21 protein-coding genes are annotated in these 17495 nt (G+C 61.1%); 9 read left to right on the top strand and 12 right to left on the bottom strand.

Annotated elements, in window-relative coordinates; all coding sequences use genetic code 11:
• Positions 1-11 precede the first annotated feature (11 nt).
• The gene (locus BFP92_RS08195) at positions 12-335 is read left to right on the top strand and encodes a hypothetical protein (protein WP_065929087.1); all 324 of its coding nucleotides are present in this window, start codon (positions 12-14) and stop codon (positions 333-335) included.
• A gap of 88 nt (positions 336-423) precedes the next feature.
• Positions 424-924 carry a methylated-DNA--[protein]-cysteine S-methyltransferase gene (locus BFP92_RS08190; RefSeq protein WP_065929086.1) on the top strand — a complete coding sequence of 167 codons (501 nt, stop codon included), beginning with the start codon at positions 424-426 and terminating at the stop codon, positions 922-924.
• Here BFP92_RS08190 and BFP92_RS08185 read toward each other — a convergent pair whose 3' ends face one another.
• Positions 925-1707, bottom strand: coding sequence for a GNAT family N-acetyltransferase (locus BFP92_RS08185; protein ID WP_065929085.1), 783 nt, complete (start codon positions 1705-1707; stop codon positions 925-927).
• 181 nt (positions 1708-1888) lie between these two features.
• Between BFP92_RS08185 and BFP92_RS08180 the strand changes: the two genes are divergently transcribed.
• Positions 1889-2314: a low affinity iron permease family protein gene (locus BFP92_RS08180; protein WP_065929084.1), complete on the top strand. Its 426-nt coding sequence runs from the start codon at positions 1889-1891 to the stop codon at positions 2312-2314.
• Positions 2315-2372: 58 nt separating this feature from the next.
• Here BFP92_RS08180 and BFP92_RS08175 read toward each other — a convergent pair whose 3' ends face one another.
• The 4 genes from BFP92_RS08175 to BFP92_RS08160 form a co-directional block, all read right to left on the bottom strand.
• Positions 2373-2900, bottom strand: a complete 528-nt coding sequence (locus BFP92_RS08175) for a DUF4142 domain-containing protein (RefSeq protein WP_017137290.1) — start codon at positions 2898-2900, stop codon at positions 2373-2375.
• 119 nt (positions 2901-3019) lie between these two features.
• Positions 3020-3661 carry a LysE family translocator gene (locus BFP92_RS08170; protein WP_065929083.1) on the bottom strand — a complete coding sequence of 214 codons (642 nt, stop codon included), beginning with the start codon at positions 3659-3661 and terminating at the stop codon, positions 3020-3022.
• A 53-nt stretch (positions 3662-3714) separates the two neighbouring features.
• Entirely contained in the window at positions 3715-4125 is a 411-nt protein-coding gene (locus BFP92_RS08165; protein ID WP_065929082.1) for a VOC family protein, read from the bottom strand.
• 18 nt (positions 4126-4143) lie between these two features.
• Positions 4144-5067, bottom strand: a complete 924-nt coding sequence (locus BFP92_RS08160; protein ID WP_065929081.1) for a LysR family transcriptional regulator — start codon at positions 5065-5067, stop codon at positions 4144-4146.
• Between the two features lie 68 nt (positions 5068-5135).
• On the opposite strand from BFP92_RS08160, the gene BFP92_RS08155 reads away from it, so the two are divergent.
• Positions 5136-5624 (top strand): DMT family transporter, encoded by a 489-nt coding sequence (locus BFP92_RS08155; RefSeq protein WP_065929080.1) that lies wholly within the window; start codon positions 5136-5138, stop codon positions 5622-5624.
• Here the strand turns inward: BFP92_RS08155 and BFP92_RS08150 are convergent, their stop codons facing one another.
• The 6 genes from BFP92_RS08150 to yiaY all read right to left on the bottom strand — a co-directional run bounded on the left by BFP92_RS08150 (position 5625) and on the right by yiaY (position 12191).
• Positions 5625-6956 (bottom strand): MFS transporter, encoded by a 1332-nt coding sequence (locus BFP92_RS08150; RefSeq protein ID WP_065929079.1) that lies wholly within the window; start codon positions 6954-6956, stop codon positions 5625-5627. It abuts the gene before it with no gap.
• 59 nt (positions 6957-7015) lie between these two features.
• On the bottom strand, positions 7016-7957 hold the full coding sequence (locus BFP92_RS08145; protein WP_065929078.1) for a hydroxymethylglutaryl-CoA lyase: 942 nt from the start codon (positions 7955-7957) through the stop codon (positions 7016-7018).
• Positions 7954-9147, bottom strand: a complete 1194-nt coding sequence (locus BFP92_RS08140; protein ID WP_065929077.1) for a CaiB/BaiF CoA transferase family protein — start codon at positions 9145-9147, stop codon at positions 7954-7956. The genes BFP92_RS08145 and BFP92_RS08140 overlap by 4 nt, the downstream gene beginning before the upstream one ends.
• 217 nt (positions 9148-9364) lie before the next feature.
• Positions 9365-10276 (bottom strand): LysR family transcriptional regulator, encoded by a 912-nt coding sequence (locus BFP92_RS08135; protein WP_065929076.1) that lies wholly within the window; start codon positions 10274-10276, stop codon positions 9365-9367.
• A complete protein-coding gene (locus tag BFP92_RS08130) occupies positions 10276-10950 on the bottom strand; it encodes an NAD(P)H-binding protein (RefSeq protein WP_065929075.1) in 675 nt (224 codons plus the stop codon). Before BFP92_RS08130 ends, BFP92_RS08135 begins: the two co-directional genes overlap by 1 nt.
• 92 nt (positions 10951-11042) lie before the next feature.
• On the bottom strand, positions 11043-12191 hold the full coding sequence (gene yiaY, locus BFP92_RS08125; protein ID WP_065929074.1) for an L-threonine dehydrogenase: 1149 nt from the start codon (positions 12189-12191) through the stop codon (positions 11043-11045).
• A gap of 123 nt (positions 12192-12314) precedes the next feature.
• On the opposite strand from yiaY, the gene BFP92_RS08120 reads away from it, so the two are divergent.
• Positions 12315-13331 (top strand): DUF4917 family protein, encoded by a 1017-nt coding sequence (locus BFP92_RS08120; RefSeq protein ID WP_065929073.1) that lies wholly within the window; start codon positions 12315-12317, stop codon positions 13329-13331.
• 81 nt (positions 13332-13412) lie between these two features.
• Here BFP92_RS08120 and BFP92_RS08115 read toward each other — a convergent pair whose 3' ends face one another.
• A complete protein-coding gene (locus BFP92_RS08115; RefSeq protein WP_065929072.1) occupies positions 13413-13940 on the bottom strand; it encodes a helix-turn-helix domain-containing protein in 528 nt (175 codons plus the stop codon).
• Positions 13941-14046: 106 nt separating this feature from the next.
• Between BFP92_RS08115 and BFP92_RS08110 the strand changes: the two genes are divergently transcribed.
• The 4 genes from BFP92_RS08110 (at position 14047) to BFP92_RS08095 (ending at position 17372) form a co-directional block, all read left to right on the top strand.
• A complete protein-coding gene (locus BFP92_RS08110; protein ID WP_065929071.1) occupies positions 14047-14829 on the top strand; it encodes an aldolase in 783 nt (260 codons plus the stop codon).
• Between the two features lie 27 nt (positions 14830-14856).
• Complete coding sequence (locus tag BFP92_RS08105; protein ID WP_065929070.1) at positions 14857-15729, top strand: dihydrodipicolinate synthase family protein; 873 nt, start codon at positions 14857-14859, stop codon at positions 15727-15729.
• 138 nt (positions 15730-15867) lie between these two features.
• Positions 15868-16407, top strand: a complete 540-nt coding sequence (locus BFP92_RS08100; protein ID WP_065929069.1) for an RNA polymerase sigma factor — start codon at positions 15868-15870, stop codon at positions 16405-16407.
• The gene (locus tag BFP92_RS08095; protein ID WP_065929068.1) at positions 16404-17372 is read left to right on the top strand and encodes a FecR family protein; all 969 of its coding nucleotides are present in this window, start codon (positions 16404-16406) and stop codon (positions 17370-17372) included. Before BFP92_RS08100 ends, BFP92_RS08095 begins: the two co-directional genes overlap by 4 nt.
• Positions 17373-17495 lie beyond the last annotated feature (123 nt).

Genomic DNA, 17495 nt, shown 5'->3' with positions numbered 1-17495 from the left:
GAGCAGAGCCAATGCGCGTGCCTGTACAAAAAACTGAGAACCAAGTAGTTAGAAAGGTGGTGGGGCTGGTATTGATCATTCCACTGCTGTTACCGCTGACGCCAATCCCTTTCGGCCTCGGGCGCATGGCGTCGACAGCGGCTCTGGCGGGATCCATCTATGGCGTATGGTATTCAAGGCAGAACGCCAGTCGAGGCATCACACTGTGCGCAACCGCCCTTGCGCTACTTAACCTCGGTTCATGGGTGGCACTGTCGACGCCCTCGATCATCTGGTTCATCGTTTTCGTCGCTTGGGCCTATGGTTCCGGTAGCTGGATTCACTGGAGCATTTAGTCCCAGCAGGATTTGACCGCAAGAAACTGGGTTTCCCAACCGCCCACAAGGTGGAAAGTGGCACCCTACATCTCCAAGGAATCCGCTCATGCCTTACCACTACAAGCTCATGCCCTCCCCCGTCGGCCAGCTCACCCTGGTGGCACGCGACGGCAAACTCAACGCCATCCTGTGGGAAACAGAACGCGCCAATCGCGTGCGCCTGGGCGAGTTGCAGCAAACCGACGACAGCCCGGTGTTACTGGAAGCCGAGCGCCAGCTAGAGGAATACTTCACTGGCACTCGCCAGCAGTTCGATCTGGAGCTGGATTTCGACGGCACCGATTTCCAAAAACAAGTCTGGCAGGCCCTGCTGACCATCCCCTTCGGCGAAACCCGCAGCTACAGCCAGATTGCCCAGCAGATCGGCAACCCCAAGGCCGTGCGCGCGGTAGGCGCAGCCAATGGCCGCAACCCTATCTCGATCATTGCGCCCTGCCACAGGGTAATAGGCGCCTCGGGCGGGCTGACCGGGTTTGCCGGAGGCCTTGAGGCCAAGCAGTATTTGCTGGCGCTTGAAGACCGCGGCCAGGCAAAGCTGCCCCTCTGATTACACGTCTGCAATGGCGTCACGGGTAAAGGCCCGGCACTCGTACAAAGGCTCGAAACCTAATTGCCGATACAACGCGAAGGCACCCTGCGAGGCCTCTAGAAAGCATCGCAGGGCCCCGAGGCTCGACGCGTGAAGCAAAGCGGCGTGGATCAATCGGGAGGCGTACCCCCTGCCACGAAACCCCAGGGTTGTGCCGATGTCGCTGAGCCGGGCCTCGCCATCACACAGTGACAACACCAGCGAAGACCTTACCTGCCGCTCATCGGACAAGGTGAAGTGGTATAGCGCCTGACCCGCGTCCAGGGCCCGCTGATGGCGGGCCTGATAACGCGCAACCTCCTCGGGCAGTCTCATGAACGCACTGCCAAAGGGCTCAGCCCAATCGTTCATGTTCCGCGTCAGTTGGACCTGCACACCGCTATCGCCCACCCATGGCGCCAGGCCCGCCAGGTCACCCACCATCGCAGTGGTCTTTTCGACCGGCTTAAAGCCGTGTGCCAAAAACACCTCACCCAGCTCTTCGACCTTTTTTTCATGGATCACCACGCGTATTGCCTGCGTGGTACGCCGGACAAGTTCCAGCGGCGCGGCCAAAGCGTTATCCGGCAAAGAGCTGCCGACCCGGATAAACAATAAATTGAACGGGCTGAAATACTCATCCGTGAAATAAGCGTTGATGCCGCCGCCGTATCGGCGATGCGTTGAGCACACAGCAGCAAAAAAATGCTCTTCGGTTTTAGCGTAGAGCGTGGGCAAGTCGCAGGCGGCGTTAACGTGCATGGAAGAACATCCGGATAAAAAAACCAGTCTTGCTCGCGCCATTCATACGCCGGAGTAGGCCTATTCCTAAAATAGCCGAAGGAAAGAGCACAACTTTGTTCAATTCCCAAATGTAAAAAGAAATTTCAAAGCACGCTTGCAGTCCATAGTTTCATCACCCAACGGTCAAGGAACAACGGTCATGAAATTCTCTGCAGTCTCCCAATCTCTGTCCCGCTGGGCAGGCAGTGCCCGCACGTTCTACGCGGCTGTCGCGCTGATCTGCCTGTGGAGCCTCAGCGGGCCGTATTTTCACTACAATGACACCTGGCAACTGATCATCAACACCTCAACCACCATCATCACGTTCCTGATGGTGTTCCTGATCCAGAACACGCAAAACCGCGACAACGACATCCTGCATATCAAGATCGACGAGTTGCTGCGCGTCTCCAAGGATGCGCAAAACGCCGTGCTCAGCCTTGATGGCCTGGACCGTAAAGAGCTGGAAAAACTGCGCCGGGAATACCGCAGCATCGGCGCGGCAGGCAGTGTCAGCCTTAACAGCAGTTGCGGCGAAGTGGTTGACGATGCCGTGCCCAACAAGACCGATCTGAACCAGGCATAAAAAAACGGCGGTTGGAGAAANAAAATCCAACCGCCGTTTTCTATCTCAAGTGATGGACTCAACCGTCGCCTTGATGACCTTTGCCATAGGTCGACGCCAAGGCGCGGGCCTTTTGCAGGCGCTCCTCCAGCTTGGGCAGCGTCTCATCCACCAGCGCTTTGATTTCGGGTACGTCCGACGCCGCGCCTTCCTGTTTGAACAGGGCAATGGCGTCTTCGTTTTCCTTGACCTGTTGCGCGGTGTAAGCGGCGTCAAACGAGTCGCCGTCCTTGAGTTCCGGCATCAGGGTTTCGGCTTTATCAACGATCTTCTCGCGCGGCGCTACCGGCAAGTCGAGCTTCTTGGCGATGGCCGCCAGGTGTTGATTGGCCTGGGTGCGCTCGTTGATCACCTCGATGGTGTAGTCCTTGATTTCCTGGGACGAGGTTCTGGCGTGGGCCATGCGACTGGTTTCGATATCGGCCATCCCTTTGGCCGAAGCCTGCTCGATGAATTCAGCAGGCGACTGGGCGAAAGCATTGCTGGCGCCGAGGCCCAGCAGCATCGCGAAACTGGCGGTGCGTAACCGGATAGCCATGCGGCTCATGATGGGTTCCTCCAGGTCAAAAATAGGTGCGGGCACAGACGCCCCGCCCTGAATTCGAATTTTCAGGGCGGCAAAGGTTTAGAAAAAACTTGCCAGTGCGACGAACGGTCGTCGCTGTATCAGGCCGGTTTGCTGCCAAACAGGCCCGGCAACGCGTGCGCCAGGGCATTGATGGCGAAGCCGATAAACATCACGCCACAGAGTTTGGTGATGAGGATTTCATGGCGCTGATACACCGTACGCACACGTTGAGCGCCGACCACGCCGATCAGAATGGCATAGGCCAACAGGCCACCGATAAAGCTCAGGAAGATCAACGACGGCAGCATCGCCCATGTCAGCAATTCGGCACGGCTGGACAACAACGCGGTGAAGGTCGCCACGGCCACCGGGTAAGCCTTGGGGTTGGTGAGACCGAACACAATACCGTGCCAGAACGGATGCCGCGCCGCGCCCTGAGGTGCATCGCCGCTACGCCGCTGGGTACGGATCGCACGCCAGCCGAGCCAGAACAGGTACAAGCCGCTGAGCACGCCCAGCGCATCAAAGGCTGTGCTGCCCACTTCCCGCGCGCCCACGATGGCAATCAACGCCGTGCTGCACCACACCACGTCACCCAGCAAATGCCCGCACAAAAAACCTGCCCCGGCACGACGGCCACGGGCAGCGCCGATACCGAATACGGCGAGCACGCCTGGACCTGGCGTAATGCCGTAGATAAAACCCGAAGCAAGCACGGCGAACAGCAGGGATAGGGTCATGGGCGCGACTCGATAGACGGTGATGAAGTGAATGGATTCTGCACGTTCCGCCGCTACGGGTAAAACGTCATTCCGGCATAAGGCTTGGCGCGACAGGCCTGCAAACGCGAGGCCAGATCGCCGACGTGGGCTTCGAGCTTGTAGCCATCGGGGTCGAGAAAGTAGAACGACGCGCCTTCACTGCGGTTGTCGCGCCATTCCTGCACCTGCGCAGCACGCAGGCGCGCCACCAGCGCCGCGAAACCACCGGTATCGGCGGTAAACGCGTAATGCGTGTATTCAGCCGCAGGTTCTGGCGAGCGCAATAGGTCGAGGGACAAGCACAGCCATAAACCGGGCAGCGACAGATAGGCGCCGCCGTCCCAGCTCGCGTCGAGCCGAAGTTGCAACAATTGATGGTAGAAGCTGATGCTGCGGTTCAGGTCGGTGACGGCAAGGGTCAGGTGGTTAAGGCCTGAGAGCATTTTTATTATTTCCTGTTATCAATGACTTTCGGACAATACACCCTGCACCTGCCCAATCAACCACTGCAACCCCGAATCCCCGCCCCGCCGTGCATGCCACGCCAGCTCAAACGCAAACGAAGGAATATGAAACGGCGGCAGCACAGTCAGCAGGTGTTGCTGATCGATGCTGAGCAAGCCTCGGGATGACACCGTCAAAATCAGGTCTGTGCCCTGGATCAACTGCGGCGCCACGCCCCAGTGCGGCAGGCTGATCGCCACATGCCGGCGCTCACGAATCGCCGTCAACGCCCGTTCGATCTCCGGGGTGCCGCTGCCGCGCATTTCCAGCAACACATGCGCACGTGACAGGTAAGTCGGCAGGTCCAGCACACCGTTTGGCGGCAGGCTGTCGCGGTCAATCAGGCAGGTGTAATGCTCGTTGAATAACGGTGTGGTGCGCAGTTCGGCGGGCATGTCGGGGAACACCCCGGCAGCCAGGTCGAGGTCGCCATTGAGCACGCCGTCGACCATGCCTTCGCGGCTGGCCTGGACGATTTGCAAGTCGATGCCGGGCGCTTCTCGGCGCAAGGTGCGGACCAGCCCCGGCAGGAAAATCGCCGCGCTGTAATCCGACATCGCCACACGAAACCTGCGCTTGGCCGATGCTGGTTCAAACCGGTTGGGCGCCAGCAGCGCCTGCACCTGGGCCAGGGCTTCAGCCAGCGGCGCAGCCAATTCCAGCGCGCGGGCGGTGGGCACCAAAGCGCCGCCCTGGCGCACCAGCAACGGGTCACCGAGCAGATCACGCAAACGCGCCAGCGCATGGCTGACCGCCGGCTGGCTCAGGTGCAAACGCTCGGCGGCGCGGGTGACGTGTTGCTCACTGAGCAAGGCGTCGAGGATCACCAACAGGTTGAGGTCGATGCGGCGCAGATCATTCATCAGCTGCATGCTCGGCATAAGAACTTGGAATTTAAATTTGCGCGACGAATAGCCTAGAGTCCAGCAAAACCTCTGGGAGTACTGAGATGACGACATTGCATTGGGCAGGTTTGTTGGCACTGGCGGTGATCGCCGGTGCGGTGGTGCCGTTTCAGAGTGCGATCAACGCAAGCCTCGGGCGCGGGCTGGGGCACCCGTTGTGGGCCACACTGGCGTCACTGCTGGTGAGCATTATTGTGTTGCTGCCGGTGATTATGGCACTGCGTTTACCGCTGCCGAGCCTGGCCTTTATCACCCAGGCGCCGCTGTGGATGTGGGCCGGTGGCGCGTTTGGGGTGTGCTTTATTTCGCTGGCGTTGATGTTGCTGCCCAAGCTCGGCGCGTCGGGGTTTATTGCGCTGGCCATGGCCGGGCAGATTCTCGCTTCGCTGTTGCTCGATCACTTTGGCTTGTTTGGCCTGGTGGAGCGCCAACTGACAACGCCCCGCGTGTTGGGGGCGTTGTTGTTGATTGGCGGGGTGGCACTGATTCAGTTCAGCGCCACACCGGCTCGCGCCCTGGCCACGGCAGGCTGATCAGCCCTTGTCGAGCGTGCGCAGTTTTTGTGGCAAGCCCCACAGCAGCAGCGCCGCGGCCAACAGCGCACACAGGCCGATCACATACAGCGCCGGCGTGGTGCTGCCGGTAAGGTCCTTGATGCGCCCCACCATCACCGGGCTGACGATACCGCCGAACTGCCCGAGGGTGTTGATCACCGCAATGCCACCGGCCGCCCCCGCACCGGCGCCGGCCAACAGTTTGGGCGGCAGCGTCCAGAAGGCCGGGATCGAAGCAATAATGCCCGCGCCCAGCAGGCCCAGGGCGATGATCAGGAAGGTGGTGTGGTCGGCAAAGATCCCGGCACAGAAGAAGCCGATGGCGCCCAGCACCACCAGGCCGCAGACAAACTTGCGGCGCTCGCCGGTGGCGTCCGACAGTCGCCCGATCACCACCATGCTGATCGCCCCGCACACATAGGGAATGGCGGTGAGCAGGCCGATCATCACCGGGCTCTGGGTACCGGCACTGCGGATCAATTGCGGCGCCCAGAAGTTGAGGCCGTAGGACGCCACCTGGATCAGAAAGTAGATAAACCCAAGCATCAAAAACCCAGGAATGCGGATCGCCGAAAGCAGCGAGCCACCGTGCTGGTTCGGCTCATGCTTGGCGATGCGGCTCGACAGCAGGGTTTTCTCGGCAGCCGTCAGCCAATGCGCGTCTTCAATGCGGTCCTTGAGCAAGGTCAGCACCAGAAAACCCAGGCCGATGCAGGGCAAGCCGCCGAGCAGGAACAACCAGTGCCAGCCGCGCATTTGCAGCACGCCGTCGAGGTGCTCCAGCACCAGCCCGGAAAATGGCGCGCCGACCAAACCGGCGAACGCCGAGGCCAGGAACAGCATCGAGGTGATGCGCCCACGAAAGTGCTGCGGGAACCACAGCGTCATGTAATACAGCACGCCCGGCGCAAACCCCGCCTCCATGGCGCCAATGATGAAGCGCAGGCCATAGAACTGCCATTCGGCGGTGACAAACACCATGGCCGCCGTGGCCAGGCCCCACGACATCATGATGCGTGCGATCCAGCGGCGGGCACCGACCTTGTAGAGCATCATGTTGCTCGGCACTTCGAACAGCACGTAACCCACCACAAACAACCCGGCGCCCAGGCCATAAGCGGTGTCGCTCAGGCTCAGGTCGGTTTGCAGCTGGAACTTGGCGAAGCTGATGTTGATGCGGTCAAAAAATGCGAACAGGTAGCACACCATGATCAGCGGCATCAGGCGCCAGGCGACCTTGCTGACCAGGGCTTTTTCGGCATCGATTTCAGCGGCCGGGCGCACGCCGGCCTCTAACGTATTAGTGCTCATGGTTTCTCTCCAGCGGGCTGCTCACAGGCGCCCGATTGTTTTTGTTGTCTGGTCGCGCGTTACAGCGTGGCGATGTAAGCCGGTGGCGGGTGCAGGTCGCCATTGCGCCCGGCCTTGGCCACTTGGCCGGGCAGTTCATGCCCCAGCAAGGCCGGCAAGCGGCGGGACATTTGCAACAGGTGCGGCAGGTCGATGCCGGTGTGAATGCCGACCTCCTCGCACAGGTTGACCAAATCTTCGGTGCAGATATTGCCCGACGCCCCCGGCGCAAACGGGCAACCGCCGAGGCCACCCAAGGCCGCGTCAAACCGCCGGGCTCCGGCCTCGTAAGCGGCCAGCACATTGCACAACCCCAGGCCACGGGTGTTGTGAAAATGCAGGGTCAAATCGCTGGCCGGCACCTGTTGCAGCACGCGCTTGACCAAACGTTCGACCTGACGCGGATTGGCCATGCCGGTGGTGTCGGCCAACGTGATGCCCGCAATGCCCAGCTCGCGATAGGCGTCGACCATTTGCAGCACGCGGTCTTCATCGATCTTGCCTTCGAACGGGCAGCCGAAGGTGGTGGCGATGCTGCCGTTAAGGCGCACCGGGTGGTCGGCGGCAAAGCTGACGATGTCGCCAAAGGCGGCCAACGACGCCTCGCAACGCATGCGCATATTGGCCAGGTTGTGAGTCTGGCTGGCCGACATCACCAGGTTCAGCTCATCGGCGCGCGACTCGATGGCGCGCTGGGCGCCCTTGAGGTTGGGGATCAGCGCGACATAAATCACACCGGCCCGGCGCTCAATCCCCTGGAACACCTGCTCGCCATCACGCAATGCGGGAATGGCTTTGGGCGACACAAAGGAACCCGCCTCGATTCGCGAAAAACCGGCCAGGGCCAGCCCGTTGATCAGCGCAATCTTGTCGGCGGTTTCAACCCAGGTCGGTTCGATCTGCAAGCCATCGCGCGGCGACACTTCCTGCACGATCAGCGTGTCGGAATAATCAGTAATCATTGCACCACTCCCGCGGTTTTCAGGCGTTGGATATCGGCACCGGTGAGGCCCAGGCTGCCGAGGATGTCATCGGTATGCTGGCCCAGGCTCGGGCCCTGCCAGTTCACACCACCGGGGGTTTCGGAGAGTTTGGGCACAATGCCGGGCATCTTCACCGACACGCCGCCGGGCAGCTGGGCATTAAGCAGCATGTCACGGGCCTGGTAGTGCGGGTCGCTGACGATATCGGCCACCGAGTAAATGCGCCCGGCCGGCACCTCGGCGGCTTCGAGCGCGCTGAGTACCTGGTCGATAGGCAGGCTGCTGGTCCAGTGGGTGATGGCCGCGTCGAGCAGGCCACTTTTGGCGGCGCGGCCGTCGTTGTGGGCAAACTCCGGCGCTTCGGCCAGGTCGGCACGGCCGATGGTGTGCATCAGGCGCTTGTAGATCGGGTCGCTGTTGCCGGCGATCACCACATAGGCGCCGTCGGCGGTCAGGTAGGTGTTGGACGGCGCGATACCCGGCAAGGCGCCGCCACTGCGCTCACGCACATGGCCGAGCATGTCGTATTCGGGCACCAGGCTTTCCATCAGGTTGAACACACTTTCAGCCAGTGACACATCCACCACCTGCCCCTCGCCCTGCCCGGTCTTGACCCGCAACAACGACATCAGCGCGCCGATCACCGCGTGCAGCGAGGCGAGCGAGTCACCCAGGCTCACGCCCACTCGCGCCGGTGGCGAGTCGGGGTTGCCGGTGGTGTAGCGAATGCCGCCCATGGCCTCACCGATGGCACCAAATCCTGGGCGATCGCGGTAAGGCCCGGTCTGGCCGTAGCCGGAGATGCGCACCAAGGTCAGCTTGGGGTTCAACGCATGCAACACGTCCCAACCCAGGCCAAGTTTCTCCAGGCCGCCGGGGCGCAGGTTTTCGATCAACACGTCGGCGTCGCCCAGCAGTTGCTTGATCAGCCCCAGGCCCTCCGGGGACTTGAGGTCCAGTGCGAGCGACTTTTTGTTACGCGATTGCAAGTACCACCACAGCGACGTGCCTTCGTGCAGCTTTCGCCATTTGCGAAGCGGGTCGCCCTGGCCCATGGCTTCGATCTTGATCACCTCGGCGCCGAACTCGGCCAGCATCCGCGCGGCGAACGGGGCGGCAATCAGCGTGCCGATTTCAATCACCTTGATACCGCTCAACGGCGCCGTCATGGGGTGGTCCTCTTATTCTTGGAATGTGCAGCCAAGGCTAGAGGACAGACGGGCGATAAATCCAACCGTCAGTTGGCAAGGAGCGTTCGTGGATTGCGAACGGTTACCGAGGGTCGGTGTCAGTCAGATCGCTATCGCGGGCAAGCCCGGCTCCCACAAGGAACCACATTCCTACTGTGGGAGCCGGGCTTGCCCGCGATGAGGCCACAGGGTTTGCTTACTTCAGTGGCGTGCGCAGGTAGTCAAACAACAACCGGCTCACCGGCGACAACTGCGCCTCATCACGCACCACCACAATCAAGCTGCGATCCGACCACGTGTCGGTCAACGGCACCGCATGCAACCCCAACGCGCGACCAAACAGCTCATAGGCCTTTTGCGGCAGGATGCCGATGCCCATATTCGCCTGGACCATCCGGCACATCGCATCAAACCCCGGCACATGGATACGCAGGCGCAGCATCTTGCCGGCCTCACGCGCTGCGGCATGGGTGCGCATATTGATCGAGCTGGCGGCGTGCAGGCCGACGTAATCGCTGCCCAGGGTTTCGTCGAACGCCAGGGTGTGGCGTGCGGCCAAGGGATGCTCCGCCGGCATCAGCACCACCAGTTTGTCGTGGCGATACAGCACGCTGGGCAAGCCTTTGGTGTCGGTGTCGCTGGAGCAGATGCCCAGGTCCGCCACCCCGTCCAGCACGCCCTGGACCACGCCGTTGCTGGGGCGCTCTTCCAGATCCGTCTTGACCTCGGGGTGTCGCTGGGAAAAGTCGCGCAGGTCTTCCGGAAGAAACTGAATAATCGCCGACAGATTCGCCAACATGCGCACATAACCACGCACGCCGTGGCTGTGCTCGCCCAGTTCAAGGCCCATTTTCTCGACGTTGAACAGCATCTGCCGCGCATGGTGCAGCAAGGTTTCGCCGGCGGCGGTCAAGTCCATGCCCTTGGCACGCCGCACGAACAGGCTCACGCCCAATACCTGCTCCAACTCCATCAGGCGCTTGCTGGCCGCCGACACGGCGATGGCCTCACGGGCCGCAGCGCGGGTCAGCGTGCCTTCTTCAAACACCGCAACGAACAGTTGCAGGGTGATCAGGTCAAGGCGACGCACCAGGCTTTTGTGCAGCATCAGCGCGTCTCGCTGGCCAGGCGATTGATCTCGGCCTGCTCCACCACGGCCTGCGGCGCGCCCTGACGCGCCACCGCCAACATCGCCTGGCCGACGGTCTCGGTGCTCACCACCCAGTCGGGTTTGATCCGGCGAAAAAACGACAGCAGCGGCCCGAGCACGGTATAGAAGGATTGATACAGCGGCGTCTTTGAACGCACGCCATGCAACGGCTGAATCACCCCAGGCCGAAACAGGTACACCGCCTTGAACGGCAGGCGCAGCAAGGCGTTTTCGGTCTTGCCCTTGACCCGCGCCCACATCGAGTTGCCCGCCTCGGAGCTGTCGGTGCCGGCGCCGGACACATAGATAAAGGTCATCTGCGGATTGAGCCGCGCCAAGGTGCTGGCCGCGACCAGGGTGAGGTCATAGGTGAGGTGGGTGTACTTGGCTTCCTTCATGCCCGCCGACGATACGCCGAGGCAGAAGAAGCACGCGTCAAAGCCTTGCAGCAGGTTTTCCAGCGGTTGGAAGTCCAGCATGTCGCTGTGCAACACCTGGTGCAGCTTGCCGTGCTCCTGGGTCAGCGGCGTGCGGCCGACGGCGACCACTTCCTGCACGTCAGCGGCCAGCAGGCACTCACGCAGCACGCCTTGGCCGACCATGCCGGTGGCGCCGAATAATAGAACTCTCATCAGGGGACCTCAGCGGCAAGCCGCAAGCTTCATGCTCAAGTTGAATACCGTTCAACTTGTAGCTTAACGCTTGCGGCGTGCGGCTGCCGCCTTTAGAACGCGCTGCGAAAGATCTCCTCAATTTGTCGCTGATCCGCCCGGCGGGGGTTGGTCAGACCACAGGCATCCTTCAACGCATTGGTGGCCAGCAGCGGAATATCCTGCAACTTGGCGCCCAATTCGCGCAAACCGGCCGGGATCTCAACGTCATGGGCCAAGGCGCGAATAGCGACGATGGCCGCCTGAGCGCCCTCTTCCGGGGTAATGCCCTTGATATCGGCACCCAAGGCGCGCGCCACGTCGCTCAAGCGTTTGGCGCAGACGCTGGCGTTGAAGCTTTGCACATGGGGCAGCAACACCGCGTTGCACACGCCGTGGGGCAGGTCGTAGAGGCCGCCAAGCTGGTGGGCCATGGCATGCACAAACCCCAGCGACGCATTGTTGAAGGCCATCCCGGCGAGGAACTGCGCGTAAGCCATGTTTTCCCGCGCGGCTTTGTCGCTGCCATCACGCACGGCCAGGCGCAGGTTGGCGCTGATCAGCTCCATGGCCTTGATCGCGCAGGCGTCGGTGATTGGCGTGGCAGCCGTCGACACATAGGCTTCGATCGCATGGGTCAGCGCGTCCATGCCGGTGGCCGCCGTCAGCCCCTTGGGCATGCCGACCATCAGCGTCGGGTCGTTGACCGACAGCAGCGGCGTGACATTGCGGTCGACGATGGCCATTTTCACATGGCGGGTTTCATCGGTGATGATGCAGAAACGGGTCATCTCGCTGGCCGTGCCGGCGGTGGTGTTGATCGCCACCAGCGGCAATTGCGGTTTGCTCGATTGGTCGACACCTTCGTAGTCGCCGATATGCCCGCCATTGGTGGCGCACAACGCGATGCCCTTGGCGCAGTCATGGGGCGAGCCGCCGCCCAAGGACACGACAAAATCACAGGCCGTGGCCTCCAGCATCGCCAAGCCTTTCTCGACGTTTTCCACATTGGGGTTGGGTTTGGCGCCGTCGTAGATCACCGAATCGATGTCCTGCATCGCCAGCTTCTCGGCGATCATGCTGGCCACGCCGGCCCTGGCCAGCCCGGCGTCGGTGACGATCAGCGCCTTGCGAAAACCGTAGTTGCGGATGGCTACCATGGCTTCGTCGAGGCAGTCGGTGCCCATGATGTTGACGGCGGGAATAAAAAAGGTGCTGATCATGGTCAATCCTCGGAGGCGGTATGCCGACAGAATCAACCGATAACGCGTGGCGCATCTTGATCAGGATCAACGCACGCTCGTGATAAAGTCACCACCCAGCCGATTTCGAGTAGACCCGCCGCAATGAAGGATTTCCAGGATATTGACGCCCACCTTGAAGACTGGAGCGCCCTGCGCAGCGCCATCGACTTCAATGGGATTCTGATCGGTAATGGCGCCAGCCGTGCGATTTGGGAAGACTTTGCCTACGACTCGCTGTTCGAAAACGCCCGCACCGTCGAAGAAAAGCCCCTGAGCCCCTCCGAACTCAGCGTGTTCGATGCCCTGCAAACCCGCAGTTTCGAGCAAGCGCTGGGCGCATTGAAAACCACCAGCCGGGTCAACAAGGCGCTGGCGGTCAGCTCGGCGGCGCCGCGCAACCGCTACTACGCGATCAAGGAAGCGCTGATCAACACCATCCACGCCGTGCACATTCCGTGGCGCCTGGTGCAGCCCTCAACCCTGGCGACGATCAACACTGAGTTGAAGCACTACGCCACGGTATTCACCAGCAACTACGACCTGCTCAACTACTGGGCGATCCTGCACACGCCGGGCATCGATGACCTGTTTCGCAGCGCCGACGCCAGCTTCGACCTGCGCAACACCCGCACCCAAGCCACACGCATCCTCTACCTGCACGGCGGCCTGCACCTGGTGCGCAACCTCGACGGCACCGCGCGCAAATTGCCAACCACCGACAGCACCTTGCTCAGCAGCTTTGCGATCAACAATACGATCAAGACCCTGGACGACGTGCCGCTGTTTGTCAGCGAAGGCAAGGTGGAGGAGAAGCTCAAGACCATTCGCAGCTCGGACTACTTGTCGTTCTGCTACGAGCAGTTGCTGAGTCATGATGGCGCGCTGTGCATCTTCGGTCATGACCTGGGGCCGCAGGATCAGCACCTGGTGGATGCGCTTCGCGAGGCCAAGCTGACGACATTGGCAATCTCGGTGTCGGGGCGCAGTGACGGGTTTATCCGCCAGCAGAAGCGCCGTTACTCGCAGTTGTTCGAGGGCAGTGGCGTGGAGCTGAAGTTCTTTGCGGCGCGTACGCATCCGTTGGGTAGTGCCGCGTTGTCCGTGCCGGTCGAACGCTGATTCTCTAAACAAAGAAGATCCAATGTGGGAGCGGGCTTGCTCGCTCCCACATTTAGGCTGCATTTCAAATAGCAATCAGGGTCACTCGTCGCCGCTGTGCACCACCACCAACAACTGCGCCTGCACCTCCCCCACCGAACGAATCCGGTGAGGTTTCTGTGCATTGAAGTGCAGCGCATCGCCCCGCTCCAGAATCACCCGCTCGTTCATGAAGTCCACTTCCACCTGGCCTTCGTGCACAAATAAAAATTCCTCACCCAGATGTTCCTTGAAGGTCTTGTCGGTGAATTCCGCCGGCGGGTAGATGATGAATGGCAGCAGGCTGCGCTCGCTGACCTGATGGGCCAGCACCGCATAACCCGGCGCGGTGTCGGGGCGTTCGTGGCTGCGCACCAGGCTGTAGCTGTCGAGGCGGACGTTGTCTTCGCTGAACAGTTCTTCGACCTTCACGTTCAACGCCTTGGCCAGTTTCAGTGCGGCGGCAATCGACGGCGTGTTGAGCCCACGCTCGACCTTGGACAGATAACTCTTGGTCATCCCGGATTTTTCGGCCAGGGACTCCAGGGTTACGCCAAGTTTTTTTCTCAATAATTTCAAACGGATAGACATGTGCTGCGGTTAATCCCTGCAGAAAAGGCAGAATCATGCTTGCTAATGACACAAAGTGTCATATAGCATCTTTAGTGTCATTTGCTCTAACCCAAAGGACACCGATATGGCCAAGACATTAGCACTTCCCAAAGACCAACTGGTCAAGCAAGCACTGATCCAGATGCAAAACAGCCTGGCGGATAATACGTGGACCGACCGGCAAAAGCTGGCGCTCACTTGCCGCATCCTGTTCGAACACGGCCACGACTCCGGCCTGGCCGGGCAGATCACCGCACGCGGGCCCACGCCTGGCACCTATTACACTCAGCAACTGGGCCTGGGTTTCGATGAAATCACGGCCAGTAATCTGTTGCTGGTCAACGAAGATCTGGAAGTACTCGAAGGGCATGGCATCCCCAACCCGGCCAACCGTTTTCACACCTGGGTCTACCGTGGGCGGCCGGATGTGAATTGCATCATCCATACGCACCCCACGCATATTGCCGCGCTGTCGATGCTTGAAGTGCCGCTGCAGGTGTCGCATATGGACCTGTGCCCGCTGTACGAAGACTGCGCCTTCCTGGAGGCCTGGCCGGGCGTGCCGGTGGGCAATGAAGAAGGCGAAATCATCACAGCAGCTTTGGGCGACAAGCGCGCGATTCTGCTTTCGCACCACGGTCAGCTGTCCACCGGCGCAAGCATCGAGCAAGCCTGCGTCATCGCGCAGTTGATTGAGCGGGCGGCCAGGTTGCAGTTGCTGGCGATGTCGGCGGGCAGCATCAAGCCGATTCTGCCGGAATTGGGTCGCGAGGCCCACGACTGGATCTCCAAGCCCAAGCGTCATGGCGCCGCCTTCAACTACTACGCCCGGCAGAACCTGCGCAAACACGCCGATTGCCTGAACTGATTGCCCTTTTTCACGCGGAGACTTCCCATGTCCAGCCCCACTATTCACGGCATCATCGGCTACACCATTACCCCGTTCAGCGCCGACGGCCAGCGCATTGACCTCGACGCCCTCGGCCGCTCCATCGACCGCCTGATCGACAGCGGCGTACACGCCATCGCGCCCTTGGGCAGCACCGGCGAAGGCGCGTATTTGAGCGATGCGGAGTGGGATGAGGTCAGCGCCTACAGCCTTGCGAAAATCGCCAGGCGCGTACCCACTGTTGTCAGCGTGTCTGACCTGACCACCGCCAAAGCCGTGCGTCGCGCCCGTTATGCCGAAGCCAATGGTGCCGATGTGGTGATGGTGCTGCCGGCCTCGTACTGGAAACTCAGCGAGGCGGAAATTCTTGCCCACTACGCCGCAATTGGCGACAGCATCGGCGTGCCGATCATGCTTTACAACAACCCGGCCACCAGTGGCACGGACATGTCGGTGGACTTGATCCTGCGCATCGTCAAGCAGGTGGCGAACGTGACCATGGTCAAGGAAAGCACCGGCGATATTCAACGCATGCACCAGTTGCGCCGTCACAGCGACGTGCCGTTCTACAACGGCTGCAACCCACTGGCGCTGGAAGCCTTCGCGGCGGGTGCCAAGGGTTGGTGCACGGCCGCGCCGAACCTGATCCCGCAGTTGAACCTGGATTTGTATAACGCGGTGATGGCCAATGACCTGAATAAAGCGCGGGAGCTGTTCTATCGCCAGTTGCCGTTGCTGGAGTTCATCCTCAAAGGTGGTTTGCCCGCGACGATCAAGGCCGGGTTGCGGCTGACCGGCCTTGAGGTGGGCGATCCGCGCTTGCCGGTATTCCCGCTGGGTGAGGCAGGAATCGAACAGCTGAAGACACTATTGAGCTAGAGCCACAATCCATGTGGGAGCGGGCTTGCCCGCTCCCACTTTTTTGATTGGGTAAACCCGTTACATAGAGACAAATGACAATAGTTCTCGATATCATTCGCGACTTTTCTACGTCGTGCTTCGTCAAGAAGGATATCCATGTCTCGTCCCAAGCCCGACCCGTTGTCGGCCGATGCCTTTCGCGGGTTTTATGCAGATATCCTGCATTTCCTGCGCAAACGCACGGACAACGCCAGCGACGCGGCAGACATGACCCAGGATGTCTTCACCCAATGGCTCAACTACCGCGACCGCGCCAAGGTCGAGCAGCCACGGGCGTTTCTGTTTCAGATGGCGCGCAACCTGCTGCGCGATCACTGGCGTAAGCAGAAGGTACGCCAGAGCGCCCATTCCGACGCGGCCGACGCTGACACGGAGCCGGTCACCGACGCGCAAAACGACCCCATGGCCGCTGCGCAGCGCCTGCAACGCCTGGAACAGTTGAAAGAAGTCCTCGCCGAACTCTCGCCCCGCAGGCGAGAAGCCCTTATGCTGCACCGCTTCGAAGGCCTGAGCCAGGCGCAGATCGCCGAGCGCATGGGCATTTCCACCAGCATGGTAGAAAAGCACATTGCTTTTGCCCTGCTGCATTGCAAGCGACGCCTTCAACCAGAACCCGGCACGGAGCAGCCAGAATGAACCGCCTGAGCGACATCGACGCCCTGGACATCGAGGCGAGCGACTCCATCGATGCCCAAGCCGCCAGCTGGTTTGCCCGCAACCGCAATGGCGCCGCACGGGCCGAGCGCAAAGCCTTTGCCGCCTGGCAGGCAACGCCCGCCCACGCCCGCGCCTATGCCGAATTCGAACAGCTGTGGGACGACCTCGCCCAGTTGCAGCAACTGAACAAACCCGTACCGCTGCCCCAGCGCAAACCCTCGATAATGCGCCCGGCCCTGGCCGTGGCCGCCGCGCTGGTGTGCGCCGTGCTGACGACGACTATCGGCGCGCCCCGCGAGCTCTATCACAGCCAGATTGCCGGGCACGTCAAAGGCATGCGCACCCTCGCCCTGCCCGACGGCAGCACGCTGTATGTGAATGCCAACACCCATCTGCGCGTGGATTTCAGCGCGTATCAACGCATCCTGCATCTGGACAAGGGCCAGGTGTTTATCGAAGTTGCCGCCGACAAAGAGCGCCCGCTCTACGTGCAAGCCGGCGAGGCGAATGTGCGGGTGGTCGGCACCGGGTTTGACGTGCGGCGCAGCCAGCAACAACTGGTGGTCAGCGTCGCCCACGGCCAGGTTGCCTTCGAGCCGGACGCCAAAAGCCCGGTGGCGGTGCTCGGCGCCCAGCAACGTGCCGCGTACAACTACGCCAAGGGCACCGTGCAGCAGCAGACACTCACCACCGAAGAAGTGGCCGATTGGCGCAGCGGGCACCTGTCGTTTCGCAATCGAGAATTGGCCAGCCTGATCGATGAACTGAGCCTCTACCGGCCTCAAGCGCCCTTGCAGGTCAACAAAGCCGTGGCGCAACTGAAGGTCTCGGGCAATCTGGATGTGAATGACCCGGACGCCCTGCTCAACGCCCTGCCCGCCCTGCTGCCGGTTAAAACCGTGGCCTCGGCCGATGGCATCGTCCGCATCGAACCGCTCAAGTAAGGCCTGCACAAATCACACTTGAGAATATTTTGCATTCGCATGTGTGGTTTTTTGCAGCTGCCCCGTCTTCCTCCCGACTGTGTTGGATACGCACACCTTTTTGGCTATTTAGCCACCCCGGGG

The sequence above is a fragment of the Pseudomonas sp. 58 R 3 genome, from assembly GCF_900006605.1.
GTDB lineage: Bacteria > Pseudomonadota > Gammaproteobacteria > Pseudomonadales > Pseudomonadaceae > Aquipseudomonas > Aquipseudomonas salomonii.
The sequence above is the reverse complement of the archived record's forward strand: the minus strand, read 5'-3'. Positions and strand labels throughout refer to the sequence as shown.

Excerpts from the sequence above, each read along its gene's own strand:
- BFP92_RS08135 (WP_065929076.1), bottom strand. The coding sequence starts at position 10,276 with ATGCTGCACAAAAGCCTGGTGCGTCGCCTTGACCTGATCACCCTGCAA.
- BFP92_RS08155 (WP_065929080.1), top strand. The coding sequence starts at position 5,136 with ATGACGACATTGCATTGGGCAGGTTTGTTGGCACTGGCGGTGATCGCC.
- BFP92_RS08120 (WP_065929073.1), top strand. The coding sequence starts at position 12,315 with ATGAAGGATTTCCAGGATATTGACGCCCACCTTGAAGACTGGAGCGCC.
- BFP92_RS08190 (WP_065929086.1), top strand. The coding sequence starts at position 424 with ATGCCTTACCACTACAAGCTCATGCCCTCCCCCGTCGGCCAGCTCACC.
- BFP92_RS08185 (WP_065929085.1), bottom strand. The coding sequence starts at position 1,707 with ATGCACGTTAACGCCGCCTGCGACTTGCCCACGCTCTACGCTAAAACC.
- BFP92_RS08130 (WP_065929075.1), bottom strand. The coding sequence starts at position 10,950 with ATGAGAGTTCTATTATTCGGCGCCACCGGCATGGTCGGCCAAGGCGTG.
- BFP92_RS08170 (WP_065929083.1), bottom strand. The coding sequence starts at position 3,661 with ATGACCCTATCCCTGCTGTTCGCCGTGCTTGCTTCGGGTTTTATCTAC.
- BFP92_RS08150 (WP_065929079.1), bottom strand. The coding sequence starts at position 6,956 with ATGAGCACTAATACGTTAGAGGCCGGCGTGCGCCCGGCCGCTGAAATC.
- yiaY (WP_065929074.1), bottom strand. The coding sequence starts at position 12,191 with ATGATCAGCACCTTTTTTATTCCCGCCGTCAACATCATGGGCACCGAC.
- BFP92_RS08140 (WP_065929077.1), bottom strand. The coding sequence starts at position 9,147 with ATGACGGCGCCGTTGAGCGGTATCAAGGTGATTGAAATCGGCACGCTG.
- BFP92_RS08110 (WP_065929071.1), top strand. The coding sequence starts at position 14,047 with ATGGCCAAGACATTAGCACTTCCCAAAGACCAACTGGTCAAGCAAGCA.
- BFP92_RS08100 (WP_065929069.1), top strand. The coding sequence starts at position 15,868 with ATGTCTCGTCCCAAGCCCGACCCGTTGTCGGCCGATGCCTTTCGCGGG.
- BFP92_RS08105 (WP_065929070.1), top strand. The coding sequence starts at position 14,857 with ATGTCCAGCCCCACTATTCACGGCATCATCGGCTACACCATTACCCCG.
- BFP92_RS08145 (WP_065929078.1), bottom strand. The coding sequence starts at position 7,957 with ATGATTACTGATTATTCCGACACGCTGATCGTGCAGGAAGTGTCGCCG.
- BFP92_RS08095 (WP_065929068.1), top strand. The coding sequence starts at position 16,404 with ATGAACCGCCTGAGCGACATCGACGCCCTGGACATCGAGGCGAGCGAC.
- BFP92_RS08195 (WP_065929087.1), top strand. The coding sequence starts at position 12 with ATGCGCGTGCCTGTACAAAAAACTGAGAACCAAGTAGTTAGAAAGGTG.
- BFP92_RS08180 (WP_065929084.1), top strand. The coding sequence starts at position 1,889 with ATGAAATTCTCTGCAGTCTCCCAATCTCTGTCCCGCTGGGCAGGCAGT.
- BFP92_RS08175 (WP_017137290.1), bottom strand. The coding sequence starts at position 2,900 with ATGAGCCGCATGGCTATCCGGTTACGCACCGCCAGTTTCGCGATGCTG.
- BFP92_RS08165 (WP_065929082.1), bottom strand. The coding sequence starts at position 4,125 with ATGCTCTCAGGCCTTAACCACCTGACCCTTGCCGTCACCGACCTGAAC.
- BFP92_RS08115 (WP_065929072.1), bottom strand. The coding sequence starts at position 13,940 with ATGTCTATCCGTTTGAAATTATTGAGAAAAAAACTTGGCGTAACCCTG.
- BFP92_RS08160 (WP_065929081.1), bottom strand. The coding sequence starts at position 5,067 with ATGCCGAGCATGCAGCTGATGAATGATCTGCGCCGCATCGACCTCAAC.